Source organism: Streptomyces sp. KMM 9044 (assembly GCF_024701375.2).
GTDB lineage: Bacteria > Actinomycetota > Actinomycetes > Streptomycetales > Streptomycetaceae > Streptomyces.
Map to the genome: position 1 here is coordinate 5,991,423 of NZ_CP113910.1, position 18,890 is coordinate 6,010,312.

Consider the following 18,890-nt stretch of genomic DNA (forward strand, 5'->3'; position numbering starts at 1 on the left):
GTTGCTCAACGAACTGACGAGCCTGCGTTGTTGCCGGTGTGACGGGCGGGGGTGGTGCCGTTCGGCCGGCCGGGCTCGGCAGCGGGTGTCCGAGCAGGATACGACGCACCCAGACGGTCTGTGTGCCGCTCCGGGCAACGCGCACCCGCCGAATGGGTGAGCAAGGGGTGAGAGACATGTAACAGGTCACGGACAAGTGCCCGCGCATGTGCGGAGCGTGCCCGGACGGCATTGTCCCGCAGCGCTGATACGCTGGTAGCCCGTGGACCGGTGGGCCTCTTCTTTGGAGGGGAAATCCGAAAAGGGCACCTCCGAACCGCAGCGACGGCGCCGTCGGAGTTCTCCGGCAGGCAGTCGCCCCGCACCCTCCAGAACGCGACCACGGGAGCCCCCTCTTGGCCATGCCAAAATCCACGACGACCAAGCACATCTTCGTCACCGGGGGTGTCGCCTCCTCGCTCGGCAAGGGGCTGACGGCCTCCAGCCTCGGCATGTTGCTCAAGGCCCGCGGTCTGCGCGTCGTCATGCAGAAGCTCGACCCGTATCTCAACGTCGACCCCGGCACGATGAACCCCTTCCAGCACGGCGAGGTCTTCGTCACCAACGACGGCGCCGAGACCGACCTGGACATCGGGCACTACGAACGCTTCCTCGACCGTGACCTGGACGGCTCCGCCAACGTCACCACGGGCCAGGTCTACTCCACAGTGATCGCCAAGGAGCGGCGCGGCGAATACCTGGGCGACACCGTGCAGGTCATCCCGCACATCACCAACGAGATCAAGCACCGCATCCGCCGCATGGCGACGGACGAGGTCGACGTCGTGATCACCGAGGTCGGCGGCACGGTCGGCGACATCGAGTCGCTGCCGTTCCTGGAGACCGTCCGCCAGGTACGGCACGAGGTCGGCCGCGACAACGTGTTCGTCGTCCATATCTCGCTCCTGCCCTACATCGGTCCCTCGGGCGAGCTGAAGACGAAGCCCACCCAGCACTCGGTTGCGGCGCTGCGCAACATCGGTATCCAGCCGGACGCGATCGTGCTGCGCTGCGACCGCGAGGTGCCGACCGCGATCAAGCGGAAGATCTCGCTGATGTGCGACGTCGACGAGGCCGCCGTGGTCGCCTGTCCCGACGCCCGCTCGATCTACGACATCCCGAAGGTCGTGCACACCGAGGGCCTGGACGCCTACGTCGTGCGCAAGCTGGACCTGCCCTTCCGGGACGTGGACTGGACGACCTGGGACGACCTGCTCGACCGGGTCCACAAGCCCGACCACGAGATCACCCTCGCCCTGGTCGGCAAGTACATCGACCTGCCCGACGCCTACCTCTCGGTCACCGAGGCACTGCGCGCGGGCGGCTTCGCCAACCGGGCCCGGGTGAAGATCAAATGGGTCACCTCCGACGACTGCAAGACCGCGGCCGGCGCCCAGGCGCAGCTCGGTGACGTCGACGCCATCTGCATCCCCGGCGGCTTCGGGGACCGCGGGGTGCTCGGCAAGGTCGGCGCGATCCGCTACGCGCGCGAGAACCGGCTTCCGCTGCTCGGTCTCTGTCTCGGCCTGCAGTGCATCGTGATCGACGCGGCCCGCAACCTCGCGGGCATCTCCGACGCCAACTCCACCGAGTTCGACCCGGCCACCTCCCACCCGGTCATCTCCACCATGGCCGAACAGCTCGACATCGTCGCCGGTGACGGCGACATGGGCGGCACGATGCGGCTCGGCATGTACCCGGCCAAACTGGCCGAGGGCTCGATCGTGCGCGAGGTGTACGACGGCAAGGAATACGTCGAGGAGCGCCACCGGCACCGTTACGAGGTGAACAACGCCTACCGCGCGGAGCTGGAGAAGAAGGCCGGCATCGTCTTCTCCGGCACCTCCCCGGACGGCAAGCTCGTCGAGTACGTCGAGTACCCGCGCGAGGTCCACCCGTACCTGGTCGCGACCCAGGCGCACCCGGAGCTGCGCTCGCGTCCGACGCGTCCGCACCCGCTGTTCGCGGGCCTCGTCAAGGCCGCGGTCGAGCGGAAGATCTCGAAGTAATAAACCGGTTGTACGGTTGCCGGGGCGCGAAACCCTCGATCGGGGTGCGCCCCGGCCGCCCCTACGCGCCCGTACGCCTGCACGTCTGGGAAGGACCGCAATGACCGGAACGACCATCAAGGACACACCGGAGGAGTGGGAGGTCCGGGCGACCAGGACGCCCTTCGTCGGCAACAAGACCTCCGTGCGCACCGACGACGTGGTCATGCCCGACGGGACCGTGGCCCACCGCGACTACCAGGTCCACCCCGGGTCCGTCGCCGTCCTGGCCCTCGACGACGCCGACCGCGCCCTGGTGCTGCGCCAATACCGTCACCCCGTGCGCCACAAGTTGTGGGAGATCCCGGCCGGCCTGCTCGACGTCCCCGGCGAGAACCCGCTGCACGCCGCCCAGCGGGAGCTGTACGAGGAGGCGCACGTCAAGGCCGAGGACTGGCGGGTGCTGACCGACGTCTACACCACCGCCGGCGGCTGCGACGAGGCCGTACGGATCTTCCTGGCCCGGGGGCTGTCCGAGGCCGAGGGCGACCGCTTCGAGGTGGAGGACGAAGAGGCGGACATGGAACTGGCCCGGGTGCCCGTCGCGGACCTGGTCCGCGGGGTGCTGGCCGGTGAACTGCACAACAACTGCCTGGTGGTGGGCGTGCTTTCGCTCGTCGCCGCGCGGGACCAGGACGGACTCGACACGCTGCGTCCGGCCGAGGCGCCGTGGCCTGCCCGCCCCTTCGACGCCTGAACCACCCCGGCCCCCAGGACACCTCTCGCGATGTGACCATCGGCTGATCCGATCGAGGGACGCATCCGCCGTGCTCCACACGGAACGTAGCAGAGCGTGAACTAGGCTCTGAAAAACGCCCGATCCGGAGTCCCGGCGGGCTTGCGCGTGCGGTGGGACGGGAGCGTGGCCCGTGACGGATCAGGCGGTGGACACGGACGGTGTGCGGCTTTCCCCGGACGTTGCCACGGAGGCCCGGTTCCTAGGCCGCACACGGGAGTTGAAGGAACTCCGGGCCGACATCGAGCGCGCCGGACTCGACACCCTCTCCGGCCGCAAGGCCCCCCGTGCCCGTGTGCTGCTCATCGCCGGCCGGCCCGGATCCGGCCGGACGACACTCGGCGAGGAACTCGTCCGCCAGGTCGCCGACCGCTACCCCGACGGGGTGCTGCGCGCACGGCTCAGCGAGACCGACGGCACGCGCGTGCCCGTCGAGCGCTCCGCGCGGGACCTGCTCGACGCGCTCGAGGTGCCCGCCCCGGCCGGCGCCGTCGAGGACGATCTCGCCGAGGCGCTGCGGACCGCCCTGGCCGGCCGCCGGACGCTGCTCCTGCTGGACGACGCGGCCGACGCCGAGCAGGTCGACGCCCTGCTGCCGGACAACCCCGAGTGCCTGGTGGTCGCCATCTCCCGGGGCCCGCTGACCGGTATCTGTGACGTCCGCCCCTGCACCCTCGGCGGCCTCGACACCAAGTCCGCCGTGGAACTGCTGTCCCGGATCGCCGGCCCGGTCCGCATCACCGTCGACCCGCGGGCCGCGGAGGACCTGGCCGAGCAGTGCCAGGGGGAGCCCGCCGCCCTGGTCCTGGCCGGCGGCTGGCTCGCCGCCCGGCCCAAGGCCGCCGTCGCCGACCTCGCCCGGCACCTGCACACCGGGGCGGACGAGGGCACCGCGACCGGCCGCGCCCTCCGGCTGGTCCACGACGCGCTGCCCGCCCCCGCTGCCCGGATGCTGCGTCTGCTGAGCCTCGCCCCGGCCGGCCTGGCCGACCCGCACACCGCCTCCGCGCTCGCCGGCTGCACGGTGAGCAGCGCGCGCACCACCCTGGACGACTTCGTCTCCGTGGGCCTGCTGCACCCCGTGGGAACCTCGCTGCCGCAGTACGAGGTGCCCGGCTGCCTGTACCCCCTGCTCAAGCGTCTTGCCGATGCCCACGAACGGCCCGGTGAGCTCCAGTTGGCCCGCGCCCGCATGCTGGAGCGGACCGTGCGGCTGCTCCAGTCGTGCAGGGCCATCACCGAGACCGACAGTCCCCAGGCACGCGAGAAGCTTCTCGGGACGCCGGGTTCCCTGCGCTTTTCCAGCCCCCGCGACGCCGCCGACTGGCTGCGCGTCCGCCGGCCCGCCCTGTTGGCCTCGGCCCGCCTCGCGGTCGCCGACGGGACGCTGGACACCCTGGCCCGCCGCCTCATGTCCCAGCTGGTGCGCGCCATGGTGGCCCACTTCGGCACCCAGGCCTCCGCCGGCGATCTCTACGGCATCCACCACCTGGTTCTCGATGTGGCCGAGCGCTGGGGACTGCCCCGTGAGCAGGCCGCGGCCCTGCTGAACCTCGGCGATCTCGACGCCCGTACCGGCCGCACGGCCGACGCGCTGGCGCGGTACCGGGCCGCGCTGGACGCCGGACGAGCGGCGAACGATCCCTACGCGACCGGCCGCGCGACGGAATCCGTGGGAGGCGCCCATCTGGAGCTCGGTGACTTCGACCGGGCCGCCGACTGGTTCGGCCGGGCCCTGGCCGAGCGGCTCGCCCAGGGCGAGCGCGCGGACGCCGCCCGCCTGTACGGCCGGATCGCCGCCGCTCACACCTATGCCGGCCACTACGGCGAGGCACTGCGCAACTGGCGGGCGGCGGTCGCCGGGCACCGCAAGAACGGCGATCTGGCCGCCCAGGCGAGGGCGTTGAGCGAACTGGCCCGGGTCCAGGAATACGCCGGCCACCCCGAGGAGTCGCTGCGTACCTGCCGGGAGGCGGTGGAGTGGGCCCGGCGGGCCGAGGACACCCGGCTGCAGGCCGCGCTGCACCTGCGGCTCGCCGACACCTTCGGCCATCTCGGCGACCCCGCGTCGGCCGCGCTGCACCGGAGCTCGGCGGAGCGGATGCTGGAGGAAGAGGCCCAGGAACCTGGAATCGACCCGAAACACTCAGGCGACACCTACGAAATCCGCAGCACCTCTGGAGAAGATTGATGCTTTGTAAGGCTGTACAGCGGGAACGCCTTCATTAAGATGGCCTTGCCGCACCGTCTTCTGCGGTCTCTCCCGGTGCGCACACGTGTGCCCTGGTATGCGTAGGAATACCTTTCATCCTCCGAGTCAAGGACCGTGATCGACGTGAAGGTCGGCATCCCCCGCGAAGTCAAGAACAACGAGTTCCGGGTGGCCATCACCCCGGCCGGCGTGCACGAGCTGGTGCGCCACGGCCACCAGGTCGTCATCGAGCGCGGCGCCGGCGTGGGCTCCTCGATCCCGGACGGCGAGTACATCGCCGCGGGCGGGCGGATACTGGACACCGCCGACGAGGTGTGGGCCGACGCCGATCTGCTGCTGAAGGTCAAGGAACCCGTCGCCGAGGAGTACCACCGGCTGCGCAAGGACCAGACGCTCTTCACCTACCTGCACCTGGCCGCCTCCAGGGAGTGCACGGACGCCCTCCTGGCCTCCGGCACCACCGCCATCGCCTACGAGACCGTCGAGCTGCCCAGCCGCGCGCTGCCGCTGCTCGCACCCATGTCCGAGGTCGCGGGCCGGCTGTCCGCCCAGGTCGGCGCCTACCACCTGATGCGCGCCGGCGGTGGCCGCGGTGTGCTGCCCGGTGGCGTCCCCGGCGTGCCGGCCGGCCGGGCCGTCGTCATCGGCGGAGGAGTCTCCGGCTGGAGCGCCGCGCAGATCGCCGTCGGCATGGGCTTCCACGTGACCCTGCTCGACAAGGACATCAACAAGCTCCGGGAGGCGGACCGGGTCTTCGGCGCGAAGATCCAGACGGTCGTCTCCAACGCCTTCGAGCTGGAGAAGGCCTGCCTCGAGGCCGACCTCGTCATCGGCGCGGTGCTGATCCCCGGCGCCAAGGCGCCCAAGCTGGTCACCAACGACCTCGTCTCGCGGATGAAGGGCGGGAGCGTCCTTGTCGACATCGCGATCGACCAGGGCGGCTGCTTCGAGGACTCCCACCCGACCACGCACGCCGAGCCGGTCTTCACGGTCCACGCATCGGTCTTCTACTGCGTCGCCAACATGCCCGGCGCCGTGCCCAACACCTCCACCTACGCGCTCACCAACGCGACGCTGCCGTACGTCGTCGAACTCGCGAACCGCGGCTGGGCGGAGGCGCTGCGCCGCGACCCCGCCCTCGCCAAGGGTCTCAACACGCATGACGGCAAGGTCGTCTACCAGGAGGTCGCCGAAGCGCACGGCCTGGACCACGTCGAACTCGCCGGACTGCTCGGCTGAACCGGCCGCGCCACCCGACCGACCCGACGCCCGGAAGTGCCTTCCGGGCGTCAAGTCGATCAAGTCGCCGCTCGTCAAAGGCGATACGTCAACTTCATTCGTCAACGCCGCGCATCCGGAGCCGTCTTGTCCGTCGGGCGCGACGGGATGTGTGTATGGTCACTTCACGAATCCGGGGCGACTCGCCTCGAACGTCACCCTTCCGCCGATTCGCACACCGATGAAACCTGCCGTGCGACGGCCGTACGCCCTTGACAGAGGGATGTTTCATTGTCGACACATCGAGCCGGGTACGGCGGATTGTGTTGCTGCGGACCGCCGACACGCCATAGAGTCGCCAACCGTCGGCATGATGCCACGCTGACCTGTCTAGAAGTTTCCTGGTCACCAAGGAGGTAAGACGACTTGTGAATGAGTCGACATTTACTCCCGGGGGTGGTCACCCAGGAATGACTGCACGGGACCGGGGTTCCGCGGAGCTCGCTCCTGTCGGCTCCGTCGCCGTGCGCACCTTCGCATCCCATCAGATCCAGCAGGCGACTCCCACTGCACACCAGAGCATGGATGGCCATCACGTGAACGCCATGGCCGGCGACGGAAGTGGCGCGCCCCACAACCAACTCGCCGACTACGACGAACTGCCCGAGGGGCACTTCTACGACCCCGACGCCGAGTACGAGCCGGATCCCGAGTACGCGGCCACCCTCGCGCCCGACGCGGCCCGCCAGCGCCGTGAGCGCGTCGGCCCGACCGGACGCCCGCTGCCGTACTTCCCCATCCCTGGTCCGCTGACCGACCACGGCCCCGCGAAGATCATCGCGATGTGCAACCAGAAGGGCGGTGTCGGCAAGACCACGTCGACCATCAACCTGGGTGCCGCGCTCGCGGAGTACGGACGCCGGGTGCTGCTCGTCGACTTCGATCCGCAGGGCGCGCTGTCGGTCGGACTCGGCGTCAATCCGATGGAACTCGATCTCACCGTCTACAACCTGCTCATGGAGCGGGGTATGGCGGCCGACGAGGTGATGCTGAAGACGGCGGTCCCCAACATGGACCTGTTGCCCAGCAACATCGACCTGTCGGCGGCCGAGGTCCAGCTGGTCTCCGAGGTCGCCCGCGAGTCGACCCTGCAGCGCGCGCTGAAGCCGCTCATGGACGACTACGACTACATCGTGATCGACTGTCAGCCCTCGCTCGGCCTGCTCACGGTCAACGCGCTGACGGCCGCGCACAAGGTGATCGTGCCGTTGGAGTGCGAGTTCTTCGCGCTGCGCGGTGTGGCCCTGCTGACCGAGACCATCGAGAAGGTCCAGGAGCGGCTCAACCCCGAGCTGGAGCTCGACGGGATCCTCGCCACGATGTACGACTCGCGCACGGTGCACAGCCGTGAGGTGCTCGCGCGGGTCGTCGAGGCCTTCGACGATCACGTGTACCACACGGTCATCGGACGTACGGTCCGCTTCCCGGAGACCACCGTCGCCGGTGAGCCGATCACCACGTACGCGTCCAACTCCGTCGGTGCCGCCGCCTATCGCCAGCTTGCCAGGGAGGTGCTCGCCCGGTGTCACGCCGAGTGAGTCTGCCGGGGGCCGACGAACTCTTCCGCACGACAGGGGGGACGGCGCTCCAGGCGTCCACGCCCAGGCGCCAGGCGGGCGGTGAGGCCCGGGTCCCCGCTCCCGCGGGGGAGGGCGACGCGGCCGCGGCCCAGGAGGACACTCCGCAGTCGGTGCCCGCGCAGGGCGGTGACGGAGAGGGCGCCGAGCACGTCGCCGCGGACGCGGAGCCGGCCGAAACGGTCGAGTCCCGCAGCCGCGCCGCGCCGGAACACTCCGCGCGACGGCAGGGGGCGCCGGAGGGACCGGCCGCGGAGACGGCCCCACGCAAGCGCGGAAGAGCGGCGGCCCGGCGGCCCAGCGGCCGCGAGCGGCACGACGAGAAGATCACGGTGTACGTGTCCGCCGAGGAGCTCATGGACCTCGAGCACGCCCGTCTGGTGCTCCGGGGCGAGCACGGACTGGCCGTCGACCGGGGCAGGATCGTCCGTGAGGCGGTCGCCGTGGTCCTCGCCGACCTGGAAGCCCGCGGAGACGCCAGCATCCTCGTGCGACGCCTGCGTGGACGGTAGCGGTAGCCTGCGGAGGCCATGACCTCGAACGACACCCCCGCCACCGGCCGCGGCCCGCAGTTCGGCCACCGTCGCACGCTGGGGCGGGGACCGGGCGCGGCGCCGCCTGCCCCGCAGCCCGTGGACGCGGAAGCGGACACCGAGGAGACCGCCGGCACCGAGAGGGAAGCGGCGGTCGGCACCGAGCGCGCGGCCGAGCCCTCCTCTGCGGTCCGGACCCCGGTTGCCGTACGGACTTCGGCTCCCGCACCGGCCGAGTGGGACGACGTACCGGGTCCGGACGCCGACCCGGCACCCGAGACGGCGCTCGCGGGCCCCGGGGCGGGCGACAGCCCGGCCGGGCCCGGGACGGCATCGGTGGTGGACTCCGGTGCCGGGGCGGCCGGGACGGCCGAAGGAGAGGACGACGGCCGGTTCAAGGTCCGGTTGTCGAACTTCGAAGGACCTTTCGACCTGCTGCTTCAGCTGATCTCGAAGCACAGGCTGGACGTCACCGAGGTCGCGCTGTCCAAGGTGACCGACGAGTTCATGGCGTACATCCGGGCGCTGGGACCGGACTGGGACCTGGACGAGACGACCGAGTTCCTGGTCGTCGCGGCCACGCTGCTCGATCTCAAGGCGGCCCGCCTGCTGCCCGCCGCCGAGGTGGAGGACGAGGCGGACCTCGCCCTGCTGGAGGCCCGGGACCTGTTGTTCGCCCGCCTGCTCCAGTACCGCGCGTACAAGCGGATCGCGGAGATCCTCAGCCGGCGGCTGGACGAGGAGGCCCGGCGCTATCCCCGTACCGTGGGACTCGAGCCGCAGTACGCCGAGCTGCTGCCCGAGGTCGTCATCAGCATCGGCGCGGAGGGGTTCGCGAAGCTCGCCGTCAAGGCGATGCAGCCCAGGCCCAAGCCGCAGGTGTACGTCGACCACATCCACGCACCGCTGGTCAGCGTGCAGGAGCAGGCCGGAATCGTGGTCGCGCGGCTGAAGGAGCTCGGCGAGGCCAGTTTCCGCACCCTGACCCAGGACACGGACGACACACTGACCGTCGTCGCCCGGTTCCTCGCGCTCCTGGAGCTGTACCGGGAGAAGGCCGTCGCCCTCGACCAGGAGACCGCGCTCGGCGAGCTGACCGTGCGCTGGACCGGTGGCGACGAGGACACCGCCCCCGTGGTCACCGACGAGTTCGACCGCCCGCCCGAGCCACCGGACGAGCCGCAGAAGGAGAAAGGGGCGAGCAGGACGTGAGTGAGGACACAGCCGATGTTCCCGCAGGGCTGCGCACCGTCGCGGACCTCGGCCTCGCGCCCGCGCTGGAGGCGGTTCTCATGGTCGTGGACGAGCCCGCGACCGAGGAGCACCTGGCGAGGATTCTGGAGCGGCCCACACGGCAGGTCGCGGACGCGCTCCGCGCGCTGGCCGACGAGTACACCGTCCAGGGCCGCGGCTTCGAGCTGCGGCTCGTCGCCGGCGGCTGGCGCTTCTACAGCCGTCCCGAGTACGCCGCGGCCGTCGAGGGCTTCGTCCTGGACGGCCGGCAGGCCCGGCTCACCCAGGCCGCCCTGGAGACCCTCGCCGTGGTCGCCTACCGCCGGCCGGTCAGCCGCAGCAGGGTCTCCGCCGTGCGCGGAGTGAACTGCGACGGGGTCATGCGTACCCTGCTGCAGCGCGGTCTGGTCGAGGAGGCGGGCACGGAACCCGAAACAGGTGCGATCCTGTACACGACGACGAACTACTTCCTGGAGCGGATGGGCCTGCGCGGTCTGGACGAGCTCCCGGAGCTCGCGCCCTTCCTCCCCGAGGCGGAGGCGATCGAGGCCGAGACCCAGGAAGCCGTACCGTCGTTCGATCCGGACGCCCCGGACCCGGACGACGGTCCATCCGACGAACACGCCTAAAACGACAACGACGGACATGTGATGCGAAGCAGCGGCAGCGGCAAGAGCGGTGGACGCGGTAACCCCCGCGGTTCCGGCGGCGACAGGGACCAGAAGCAGGGGCAGGGCCGCCCCCGCAAGCCCCGCCCGGAGGAGCGCCGCTACGACGTGGGGCCCGGGGCCACCAAGGAGGGCCCGAAGTCCGGCCGCACCGGCGCCAAGCCGTCCGGCGGCTCCTCCCAGGGCGCCCGGTCCGGGCAGAAGGGCGGGGGCCGTACCGCTCCCGGCCGCTCGCGTGAGTACGAGACGCGCATCGAGGAGCGCAACCGCGACCGGTACGCGGAGAAGAAGGACGTCAGGCCCCCGAAGACCTTCCCGGGCGCCGAGCAGGAGGGCGAGCGGCTGCAGAAGGTCCTCGCCCGCGCGGGGTACGGTTCCCGGCGAGCCTGCGAGGAGCTGATCGAGCAGGCACGGGTCGAGATCAACGGCGAGATCGTGCTGGAGCAGGGCCGCCGGGTCGACCCCGAGAAGGACGAGGTCAAGGTGGACGGGCTGACCGTCGCCACCCAGTCCTACCAGTTCTTCTCGCTGAACAAGCCCGCCGGTGTCGTCTCCACGATGGAGGATCCCGAGGGGCGTCAGTGCCTCGGCGACTACGTCACCAACCGTGAGACCCGGCTGTTCCACGTAGGCCGGCTCGACACCGAGACCGAGGGCGTCATCCTGCTCACCAACCACGGTGAGCTGGCGCACCGGCTGACCCACCCGCGGTACGGGGTGAAGAAGACCTACCTCGCGCACATCGTCGGTCCGGTCCCGCGCGACCTGGGCAAGCGGCTGAAGGACGGCATCCAGCTGGAGGACGGTTACGCGCGCGCGGACCACTTCCGCATCGTGGAGCAGACCGGCAAGAACTACCTCGTCGAGGTGACCCTGCACGAGGGCCGCAAGCACATCGTGCGCCGCATGCTCGCCGAGGCGGGCTTCCCGGTCGACAAGCTGGTGCGCACCGGCTTCGGGCCGATCGCCCTGGGCGACCAGAAGTCGGGCTGGCTGCGGCGGCTGTCGAACACCGAGGTCGGCATGCTGATGCAGGAAGTCGAGCTCTGAGGCGCCGGGGCCTGTGAGGAAACCGCACCCCCTTTTACAGTCGGAACGACTGTAAAAGGGGGTGCGGTTCATGGACGCCTACGACAAGCACGCCTACGAGCCCTTTGCCGTCACCGTCGCCCTCGCCGTTCTCACGCTCCGCGAGGGCGCGCTGCACGTCCTGCTGGTCGAGCGCGGCGAGGAGCCGTACGCGGGCCGCTGGGCGCTGCCGGGCGGGTTCGTGCAGCCGGACGAGTCGGCGGAGACCGCAGCCCGGCGCGAACTCGCCGAGGAGACCGGGCTGACGGACGTGTCCGGACTGCATCTGGAGCAGTTGCGGACCTGCAGCGAACCCGGCCGCGATCCGCGGATGCGGGTCGTCTCGGTGGCCTTCACCGCACTGCTGCCCGAGGTGCCCGAGGTGCCCGAGGTGCCCGACGCGCCCGAGGCGCGCGGCGGCAGCGACGCGGCACGGGCCCGCTGGATGCCGTACGGCTCCGCGCGGGCGCTCGCCTCCGATCACGACCGGATTCTGTCCGACGCACGCGACCGCGTCGGCGCCAAGCTCGAGTACACCTGTCTCGCCACCGCCTTCTGCCCGCCCGGGTTCACCCTCGGCGAGTTGCAACAGGTCCACGAGACCGTGTGGGGCGCCATGCTCGACCGGCCCAACTTCCGGCGCAAGGTGCTAGCCTCCCCAGGCTTCGTCGAAGCGGTCCCGGGGGTCGCACGCCTCACCGGCGGCCGGGGTAAACCCGCCGCGCTCCACCGGGCCGGCACCGCCACCGCTCTCCACCCGCCTCTGCTCCGGCCGACTCCGGAAGGACGTCCCGCATGACCACCGTCGTCACCAAGCGCGCCGCCACGGGCGCCCTCACCGGTCTCGCCCTCGGGGACGCACTCGGTTTTCCCACCGAGTTCAACGACGTCCCCTCGATCCTCGCCAAGTGCGGGCCGTGGCGCGGGATGGAGCTCCCGACGCCCGCGACCGTCACCGACGACACCCAGATGACGCTCGCGCTGGGGCGCGGGCTGCGCACGGCGATGGACCGTGGACGGCTCGCCCCGAAGCGGCTGGAGCGGCCGGTGCGCGAGGAGTTCGTGGGCTGGTACCGCTCGCCCGAGAACAACCGGGCGCCCGGGAACACCTGCCTCAAGGCCTGCCACCTGCTGGCCCGGGAGGACCGTCCCTGGCAGGACGCCAGCCAGGTCGGCTCCAAGGGCTGCGGCGCCAACATGCGGGTCGCCCCCCTCGGGCTCGCCCCCGGGCTGAGCGAGGAACAGCGCGCGGGCGCCGCCCAGTTGCAGTCGGCCCTCACCCACGGGCACCCGACCGCGCTCGCCGCCTCCGACCTCACCGCCCACGCCGTGCGCCTGCTCGCCGAGGGCGCCGAACCGACCGGGCTGATCGGCCTGTTGTGCTCCTACGCCCACGAGAACCGCACCCGCTACCACGCGGTGTGGCTCGGCGATCTGTGGACCCGCACGGGGGACCCCAGTCCCGAGCACTTCATCGCGCGGGGCTGGGACGAGTGCCTGGAGATCCTGGAACGCCTCCGGCGCGCCGTGCGCACCGTCTCGCCCGAGACCGACCCGTGCCTGGCGACGGGGGAGGGCTGGATCGCGGAGGAAGCCCTGGCGACCGGGCTGCTGTGCTTCCTGCTCTTCGTCGACGAACCGCTCACGGCCCTGCGCCGCGCCGCCTGCACCTCCGGCGACTCCGACTCCGTCGCCTGCCTGGCAGGTGCCTTCGCGGGCGCCCACCTCGGTGCGGACGCCTGGCCGGACGCCTGGGCCGACCGCATCGAGTACCGGGACGGACTGCTGGAGCTGGGGACGCTCTGGGATGCTTGAGAGGCCCTGGCAGGGAACGGCAGGGCCCTGAGAGGGCCCCGGAGCAGGTCGCCCCTACGGTGTCCGCAGGGCGGAGGTCCGGCGGACACGGACGAGGAAGTCCTCGACCTGGCGGCGGTCGGGCTGTGCCGGAAGCGCCGTACGGCGCAGTGCCTCACCGGCCTCCCGCTCCAGCCGGGTCATCCGGGCCGCGACCTCGGACCAGGGAACCTCGCCCCGCTTCACCGGGAGCAAACGGCTCGCGCCGCTCGCCCACGTCGGCGGTGGGCTCGCCGGTGCGCAGCACGTCGCGGGCGGAGGCCAGCAGACGGAGCGGATGCATCGCGTGCGTCCACCGGGGCGCCCCGTGGACGCGGGCCGCGACCTCGGACCAGGGAACCTCGCCCCGCTTCACCGGGAGCAAACGGCTCGCGCCGCTCGCCCACGGCGGCGGTGGGCTCGCCGGTGCGCAGCACGTCGCGGGCGGAGGCCAGCAGACGGAGCGGATGCATCGCGTGCGTCCACCGGGGCGCCCCGTGGACGCGGACGTCGGCCTCGAGTCCGCGGCGCTGGCCGTACGCGTACCGTGTGAACGTCTCGTGGACCCGGCGGGAGAGGAACGCGCCGCGCAGGGTGAGCAGTTCGCGGCCGGTGTCGTCGGCATGCTCCACGAGCGGCGAGTGCAGGCACTCCAGGACGTTGGGACGGGCACGCAGGGTCAGCTCGCAGAAGCGTTCCAGCTCCCAGCTGAACTGCTCCTCGGCCGGTCCCTCGACGTGGGCCGGCGGCTTCTCGAAGCGCCAGAACAGGGGAATGGGGGCGAGGAAGACGCCCCGGCGGTCGGTGTCGATGCCCTCCGTGGCCAGACCGAAGGCACGCGAGACCATGACGCAGGCGTAGACCGTGTGATCGCGGACCAGATACTCGGCGGAGTGCGTGCCCGGGAGGGTACGGTCCGGCTCACGCCGGGTGAATCGAATTTCCTCGGCGGAGGAAGAGACCCTGGTGCCTTTCGCGGAGGAGCGGGGCTTTTCACCTCCTGTCTCGGCGGGCGGGCACCGGACACCGGTTGTGCCCGTTCTGACTAGGCTGGACGGCCGGACGGCCGGACGGTCGGACGGTCGGCCTGCGCGCCAGCACGTCCGGCGATTCCGGTACGTCCGGCACATTCGGTACATTCAGCACGTCAGCAAGGAGCATCGCCGTGGCGGTACGAGCGGTCCGGGGCGCCGTCCAGCTCGAGCGGGACGAGGCCGGCCACATGGAGGAACAGGTCGGCGTGCTGCTCACCGCGGTGCTGGAGCGCAACGGGCTGGCCACGGACGACCTGATCAGCATCTGGTTCACGGCCACGCCCGACCTGCACAGCGACTTCCCGGCCGCCGCCGCCCGCAGGCTCGGCATCGTCGACGTCCCCCTGATCTGCGCCCAGGAACTGGACATCGAGGGCGCCCTGCCCCGCGTGGTCCGCATCCTCGCGCACGTAGAGTCCGACCGGCCGCGCGCCGACATCGCCCACGTGTACCTCGGTGCCGCGGCGGCCCTGCGCAAGGACATCGCCCAGTGAGAACCGCACTCGTCATCGGTACCGGACTGATCGGCACGTCCGCCGCCCTCGCCCTGTCCCAGCGGGGCGTCACCGTCCACCTCGTCGACCACGACCCGGAGCAGGCCCGTACGGCCGCCGCGCTCGGCGCCGGTACCGACGGGGCCCCCGGGGGGCCGGTGGACCTGGCGATCGTCGCCGCCCCGCCCGCCCACGTGGCCGGGGTGCTCGCCGACGCCATGGAGCGCGGTGTGGCACGCGGCTACATCGACGTCGCCAGCGTCAAGGGCGGGCCGCGCCGTGAACTGGAGCAGCGGGGCCTCGACCTCTCGGCGTACATCGGTACGCATCCCATGTCCGGCCGTGAGAAGTCCGGCCCGCTGGCCGCCGGCGCGGACCTCTTCGAGGGCCGCCCCTGGGTGCTCACGCCCACCCGGGACACCGACACCGAGGTGCTGAACCTCGCCCTCGAGTTGGTCTCGCACTGCAGGGCCGTCCCGGTCGTCATGGACGCCGACGCCCACGACCGTGCCGTGGCCCTCGTCTCCCACATGCCGCACCTGGTGGCCGGCATGGTCGCCGCGCGCCTGGAACACGCGGAGGAGGCCGCCGTCCGGCTGTGCGGCCAGGGCATCCGGGACGTGACCAGGATCGCGGCCTCCGACCCCCGGATGTGGATCGACATCCTCTCCGCGAACCCGGGTCCGGTCGCCGACCTGCTCACCGACATCGGCGCCGACCTGGAGGAGACCGTACGGTCCCTGCGCGCGCTGCAGTCCTGCGACGAGGACAAGCGGCGCGAGGGCAGCACCGGCATCGAGGGCATGCTGCGCCGCGGCAACGCGGGCCGGATCCGGGTTCCGGGCAAGCACGGTTCGGCCCCGCGTGCGTACGAGATCGTGGCGGTGCTCATCGACGACCAGCCGGGCCAGCTGGCACACATCTTCGCGGACGCCGGCCGGGCGGGCGTCAACATCGAGGACGTCCGGATCGAGCACGCGACCGGGCAGCAGGCCGGCCTGGTGCAGCTCATGGTGGAGCCCAAGGCGGCTGCGGTGCTCACCGCGGCGCTGCGGGAGCGGGGCTGGTCGATCCGGCAGTGACATCTGCCGGACGGCGGCGGAGCGCGGTGGACGCGGCGGGTGACGGGCGGCCGGGCCCGGGTACGGCCGATCGGGGGACGCACACCCAGTAACCTTGTACGGGGCGGTCTCACGCCCCGTTCCCCGACAGCCAGGTCCAGGAAGGTCCCCACTGTGGAAAGCTCCACGCCAGTGATTGTCGCCATCGACGGCCCGTCCGGCACGGGCAAGTCGAGCACGTCGAAGGCCGTGGCGGCACAGCTCGGCCTGAGCTACCTGGACACCGGCGCCCAGTACCGGGCGATCACCTGGTGGATGGTCACCAACGGCATAGACACCGCCGACCCCTCCGCGATCGCCGCCGCGGCCGGCAAACCCGAGATCGTCTCCGGCACCGATCCGGAGTACCCCGCCATCACGGTCGACGGCTTCGACGTGGCCGGCCCGATCCGCGAGCAGGACGTCACCTCCAGGGTCAGCGCGGTCAGCGCGGTCCCCGAGGTGCGCGCCCGAATCACCGAGCTGCAGCGCACGATCGCCGCCTCCGCCGTCACCGGCATCGTCGTCGAGGGCCGGGACATCGGGACCACCGTGCTCCCGGACGCCGACCTGAAGATCTTCCTCACCGCCTCCCCGGAGGCACGGGCCGCCCGGCGCAGCGGTGAGCTCAAGGGCACCGACCTGCACGCCACGCGCGAGGCCCTGGTCAAGCGGGACGCGGCCGACTCCAGCCGCAAGACCTCCCCGCTGGCCAAGGCGGACGACGCGGTCGAGGTGGACACCACCGACCTGTCCCTGCACCAGGTCATCGAGTGCGTCGTCACCCTCGTCGAGGAGAAGCGAGCCGGCCGGTGACCGGGCTTCCGTCGGCGCGGGGCGCCGAGGTCGGGCGGCGTATCGGCGTCGGCCTGATGTACGGCTTCTGGAAGCCGCGCGTGCTGGGCGCCTGGCGGATGCCCACGGCCGGCCCGGTACTCCTCGCCGTGAACCACTCCCACAACATCGACGGTCCGATGGTCATGGGCGTGTCACCCCGGCCGACGCACTTCCTGATCAAGCGGGAGGCGTTCGTCGGGCCGCTCGGCCCGTTCCTGACCGGCATCGGCCAGGTGAAGGTGGACCGGAGCACCACCGACCGCACGGCCATCTCCCGGGCGCTGGGCGTCCTGGAGCAGGGCGGCGTCCTCGGCATCTTCCCCGAGGGCACCCGCGGGGAGGGGGACTTCGCCTCGCTGCGCGCGGGGCTCGCCTACTTCGCCCTGCGCGGCGGCGCGCCGATCGTGCCCGTCGCGGTCCTGGGAAGTTCCGGGCGGGGCGGACGGTTGACAAAGACGCTGCCCCCGCTGCGCTCCCGCGTCGACGTCGTCTTCGGCCACCCCTTCGACGCGGGTGACGGCAGCGGCAGGCGCACCCGCAAGGCACTGGACGAGGCGACCGAACGCATCCAGAAGCAGCTCACCGCGCACCTGGAGAACGCCAGGCGCCTCACCGGGCGTTAGCGGACACTGAGTAGTGGAACGCCCGGAATCGGGTGTTCCACCGACCACCACGATGAACAACGAGGTACGGACTTCATGAACGACCACATCCAGCCCGACGGCTCGGCCGAGCACGAGCACGAGCACGGGGCGCTCGGCGGCGCCGAGTTCGCGGAGTTCATGGAGCTCGCCGCGGAGGAGGGCTTCGACCTCGAGGACGTCGAGGGCGCCATCGAGGCGGCCGGACACGGCCCGCTGCCCGTGCTCGCCGTCGTCGGCCGGCCCAATGTCGGCAAGTCGACCCTGGTGAACCGCATCATCGGCCGCCGTGAAGCGGTCGTCGAGGACAAGCCGGGTGTCACCCGCGACCGCGTCACCTACGAGGCCGAGTGGTCGGGCCGCCGCTTCAAGGTCGTCGACACCGGCGGCTGGGAGCAGGACGTCCTCGGCATCGACGCCTCCGTGGCGGCGCAGGCCGAGTACGCGATCGAAGCAGCCGACGCCGTGGTGTTCGTGGTGGACGCCAAGGTGGGCGCGACCGACACCGACGAGGCGGTCGTCCGGCTGCTGCGCAAGGCCGGCAAGCCGGTCGTCCTGTGCGCCAACAAGGTGGACGGCCCGAGCGGTGAGGCCGACGCCTCCTACCTGTGGGCCCTGGGCCTGGGCGAACCGCACCCGGTCTCCGCCCTGCACGGCCGCGGCACCGGCGACATGCTGGACCAGGTTCTGGAGGCGCTGCCGGAGGCCCCCGCGCAGACCTTCGGCACCGCGGTCGGCGGCCCGCGCCGGATCGCCCTGATCGGCCGCCCCAACGTCGGCAAGTCCTCGCTGCTGAACAAGGTCGCCGGTGAGGAGCGCGTCGTCGTCAACGAGATCGCCGGTACCACCCGCGACCCCGTCGACGAGCTGATCGAGCTGGGCGGAAAGACCTGGAAGTTCGTCGACACCGCGGGCATCCGCAAGCGGGTCCACCTCCAGCAGGGCGCCGACTACTACGCCTCGCTGCGCACCGCTGCGGCCGTCGAGAAGGCCGAGGTCGCCGTCGTCCTCCTCGATGCCGCCGACTCCATCTCGGTGCAGGACCAGCGGATCGTCACCATGGCCGTCGAGGCGGGGCGCGCGCTGGTCCTCGCGTTCAACAAGTGGGACACACTCGACGAGGAGCGCCGCTACTACCTGGAGCGGGAGATCGAGACCGAGCTCGGTCAGGTCGCCTGGGCGCCGCGGGTGAACGTGTCGGCCCGTACCGGACGCCACATGGAGAAGCTGGTCCCGGCGATCGAGACGGCCCTGGCGGGCTGGGAGACCCGCGTCCCGACGGGGAGGCTGAACGCCTTCCTCGGCGAACTGGTCGCCGCCCACCCGCACCCCGTGCGGGGCGGCAAGCAGCCACGCATCCTGTTCGGCACGCAGGCGGGCACCAGGCCGCCGCGGTTCGTGCTGTTCGCCTCCGGCTTCATCGAGGCGGGCTACCGGCGGTTCATCGAGCGCCGGCTGCGCGAGGAGTTCAGCTTCGAGGGCACGCCCATCCACATTTCGGTGCGGGTGCGCGAGAAGCGCGGCAAGAAGAAGTGACGTAACGACGGCGGGCATGGTGG

At 71.5% G+C, this 18,890-nt stretch carries 16 protein-coding genes and 2 pseudogenes; 16 read left to right on the forward strand and 2 right to left on the reverse strand.

What is annotated here, in order from left to right:
- Positions 1 to 401 precede the first annotated feature (401 nt).
- The 11 genes from HUV60_RS27070 (at position 402) to HUV60_RS27120 (ending at position 13,207) form a co-directional block, all read left to right on the forward strand.
- Entirely contained in the window at positions 402 to 2,048 is a 1,647-nt protein-coding gene (locus HUV60_RS27070) for a CTP synthase (protein ID WP_257849804.1), read from the forward strand.
- Between the two features lie 100 nt (positions 2,049 to 2,148).
- Positions 2,149 to 2,784, forward strand: coding sequence for an NUDIX domain-containing protein (locus HUV60_RS27075; RefSeq protein WP_257849805.1), 636 nt, complete (start codon positions 2,149 to 2,151; stop codon positions 2,782 to 2,784).
- A gap of 172 nt (positions 2,785 to 2,956) precedes the next feature.
- On the forward strand, positions 2,957 to 5,014 hold the full coding sequence (locus HUV60_RS27080; RefSeq protein WP_257849806.1) for a tetratricopeptide repeat protein: 2,058 nt from the start codon (positions 2,957 to 2,959) through the stop codon (positions 5,012 to 5,014).
- A 135-nt stretch (positions 5,015 to 5,149) separates the two neighbouring features.
- Positions 5,150 to 6,274, forward strand: coding sequence for an alanine dehydrogenase (gene ald, locus HUV60_RS27085; RefSeq protein WP_257849807.1), 1,125 nt, complete (start codon positions 5,150 to 5,152; stop codon positions 6,272 to 6,274).
- A gap of 449 nt (positions 6,275 to 6,723) precedes the next feature.
- The gene (locus tag HUV60_RS27090; protein WP_257849808.1) at positions 6,724 to 7,851 is read left to right on the forward strand and encodes a ParA family protein; all 1,128 of its coding nucleotides are present in this window, start codon (positions 6,724 to 6,726) and stop codon (positions 7,849 to 7,851) included.
- Positions 7,836 to 8,402 carry a hypothetical protein gene (locus HUV60_RS27095; protein WP_257849809.1) on the forward strand — a complete coding sequence of 189 codons (567 nt, stop codon included), beginning with the start codon at positions 7,836 to 7,838 and terminating at the stop codon, positions 8,400 to 8,402. The genes HUV60_RS27090 and HUV60_RS27095 overlap by 16 nt, the downstream gene beginning before the upstream one ends.
- Positions 8,403 to 8,420: 18 nt before the next feature.
- Positions 8,421 to 9,635: a segregation and condensation protein A gene (locus HUV60_RS27100; protein ID WP_257849810.1), complete on the forward strand. Its 1,215-nt coding sequence runs from the start codon at positions 8,421 to 8,423 to the stop codon at positions 9,633 to 9,635.
- Complete coding sequence (scpB, locus tag HUV60_RS27105) at positions 9,632 to 10,285, forward strand: SMC-Scp complex subunit ScpB (RefSeq protein ID WP_257849811.1); 654 nt, start codon at positions 9,632 to 9,634, stop codon at positions 10,283 to 10,285. The genes HUV60_RS27100 and scpB overlap by 4 nt, the downstream gene beginning before the upstream one ends.
- A gap of 21 nt (positions 10,286 to 10,306) precedes the next feature.
- Positions 10,307 to 11,374, forward strand: a complete 1,068-nt coding sequence (locus HUV60_RS27110; RefSeq protein WP_257849812.1) for a pseudouridine synthase — start codon at positions 10,307 to 10,309, stop codon at positions 11,372 to 11,374.
- Between the two features lie 70 nt (positions 11,375 to 11,444).
- A complete protein-coding gene (locus HUV60_RS27115) occupies positions 11,445 to 12,191 on the forward strand; it encodes an NUDIX hydrolase (protein WP_257849813.1) in 747 nt (248 codons plus the stop codon).
- Positions 12,188 to 13,207 (forward strand): ADP-ribosylglycohydrolase family protein, encoded by a 1,020-nt coding sequence (locus tag HUV60_RS27120; RefSeq protein WP_257849814.1) that lies wholly within the window; start codon positions 12,188 to 12,190, stop codon positions 13,205 to 13,207. The genes HUV60_RS27115 and HUV60_RS27120 overlap by 4 nt, the downstream gene beginning before the upstream one ends.
- 54 nt (positions 13,208 to 13,261) lie before the next feature.
- Here the strand turns inward: HUV60_RS27120 and HUV60_RS34080 are convergent.
- Both HUV60_RS34080 and HUV60_RS27130 read right to left on the reverse strand, forming a co-directional pair.
- A pseudogene (locus HUV60_RS34080) lies at positions 13,262 to 13,562 on the reverse strand (nucleotidyltransferase); the annotation flags it as partial.
- A pseudogene (locus HUV60_RS27130) lies at positions 13,557 to 14,073 on the reverse strand (nucleotidyltransferase domain-containing protein); the annotation flags it as partial. The pseudogenes HUV60_RS34080 and HUV60_RS27130, both read right to left, overlap by 6 nt.
- 317 nt (positions 14,074 to 14,390) lie before the next feature.
- On the opposite strand from HUV60_RS27130, the gene aroH reads away from it, so the two are divergent.
- The 5 genes from aroH (at position 14,391) to der (ending at position 18,867) form a co-directional block, all read left to right on the forward strand.
- The gene (gene aroH, locus HUV60_RS27135) at positions 14,391 to 14,753 is read left to right on the forward strand and encodes a chorismate mutase (RefSeq protein WP_257849815.1); all 363 of its coding nucleotides are present in this window, start codon (positions 14,391 to 14,393) and stop codon (positions 14,751 to 14,753) included.
- Positions 14,750 to 15,835 (forward strand): prephenate dehydrogenase, encoded by a 1,086-nt coding sequence (locus tag HUV60_RS27140; RefSeq protein ID WP_257849816.1) that lies wholly within the window; start codon positions 14,750 to 14,752, stop codon positions 15,833 to 15,835. Before aroH ends, HUV60_RS27140 begins: the two co-directional genes overlap by 4 nt.
- Before the next feature lie 153 nt (positions 15,836 to 15,988).
- Positions 15,989 to 16,669: a (d)CMP kinase gene (gene cmk, locus HUV60_RS27145; RefSeq protein WP_257849817.1), complete on the forward strand. Its 681-nt coding sequence runs from the start codon at positions 15,989 to 15,991 to the stop codon at positions 16,667 to 16,669.
- Positions 16,666 to 17,313 (forward strand): lysophospholipid acyltransferase family protein, encoded by a 648-nt coding sequence (locus HUV60_RS27150; RefSeq protein WP_257849818.1) that lies wholly within the window; start codon positions 16,666 to 16,668, stop codon positions 17,311 to 17,313. The genes cmk and HUV60_RS27150 overlap by 4 nt, the downstream gene beginning before the upstream one ends.
- Before the next feature lie 75 nt (positions 17,314 to 17,388).
- Entirely contained in the window at positions 17,389 to 18,867 is a 1,479-nt protein-coding gene (gene der / locus HUV60_RS27155) for a ribosome biogenesis GTPase Der (protein ID WP_257849819.1), read from the forward strand.
- The last annotated feature ends 23 nt before the right edge of the window (positions 18,868 to 18,890 follow it).

Excerpts from the sequence above, each read along its gene's own strand:
- der (WP_257849819.1), top strand. The coding sequence starts at position 17,389 with ATGAACGACCACATCCAGCCCGACGGCTCGGCCGAGCACGAGCACGAG.
- HUV60_RS27110 (WP_257849812.1), top strand. The coding sequence starts at position 10,307 with ATGCGAAGCAGCGGCAGCGGCAAGAGCGGTGGACGCGGTAACCCCCGC.
- HUV60_RS27120 (WP_257849814.1), top strand. The coding sequence starts at position 12,188 with ATGACCACCGTCGTCACCAAGCGCGCCGCCACGGGCGCCCTCACCGGT.
- HUV60_RS27115 (WP_257849813.1), top strand. The coding sequence starts at position 11,445 with ATGGACGCCTACGACAAGCACGCCTACGAGCCCTTTGCCGTCACCGTC.
- HUV60_RS27070 (WP_257849804.1), top strand. The coding sequence starts at position 402 with ATGCCAAAATCCACGACGACCAAGCACATCTTCGTCACCGGGGGTGTC.
- HUV60_RS27100 (WP_257849810.1), top strand. The coding sequence starts at position 8,421 with ATGACCTCGAACGACACCCCCGCCACCGGCCGCGGCCCGCAGTTCGGC.
- HUV60_RS27090 (WP_257849808.1), top strand. The coding sequence starts at position 6,724 with ATGACTGCACGGGACCGGGGTTCCGCGGAGCTCGCTCCTGTCGGCTCC.
- HUV60_RS27075 (WP_257849805.1), top strand. The coding sequence starts at position 2,149 with ATGACCGGAACGACCATCAAGGACACACCGGAGGAGTGGGAGGTCCGG.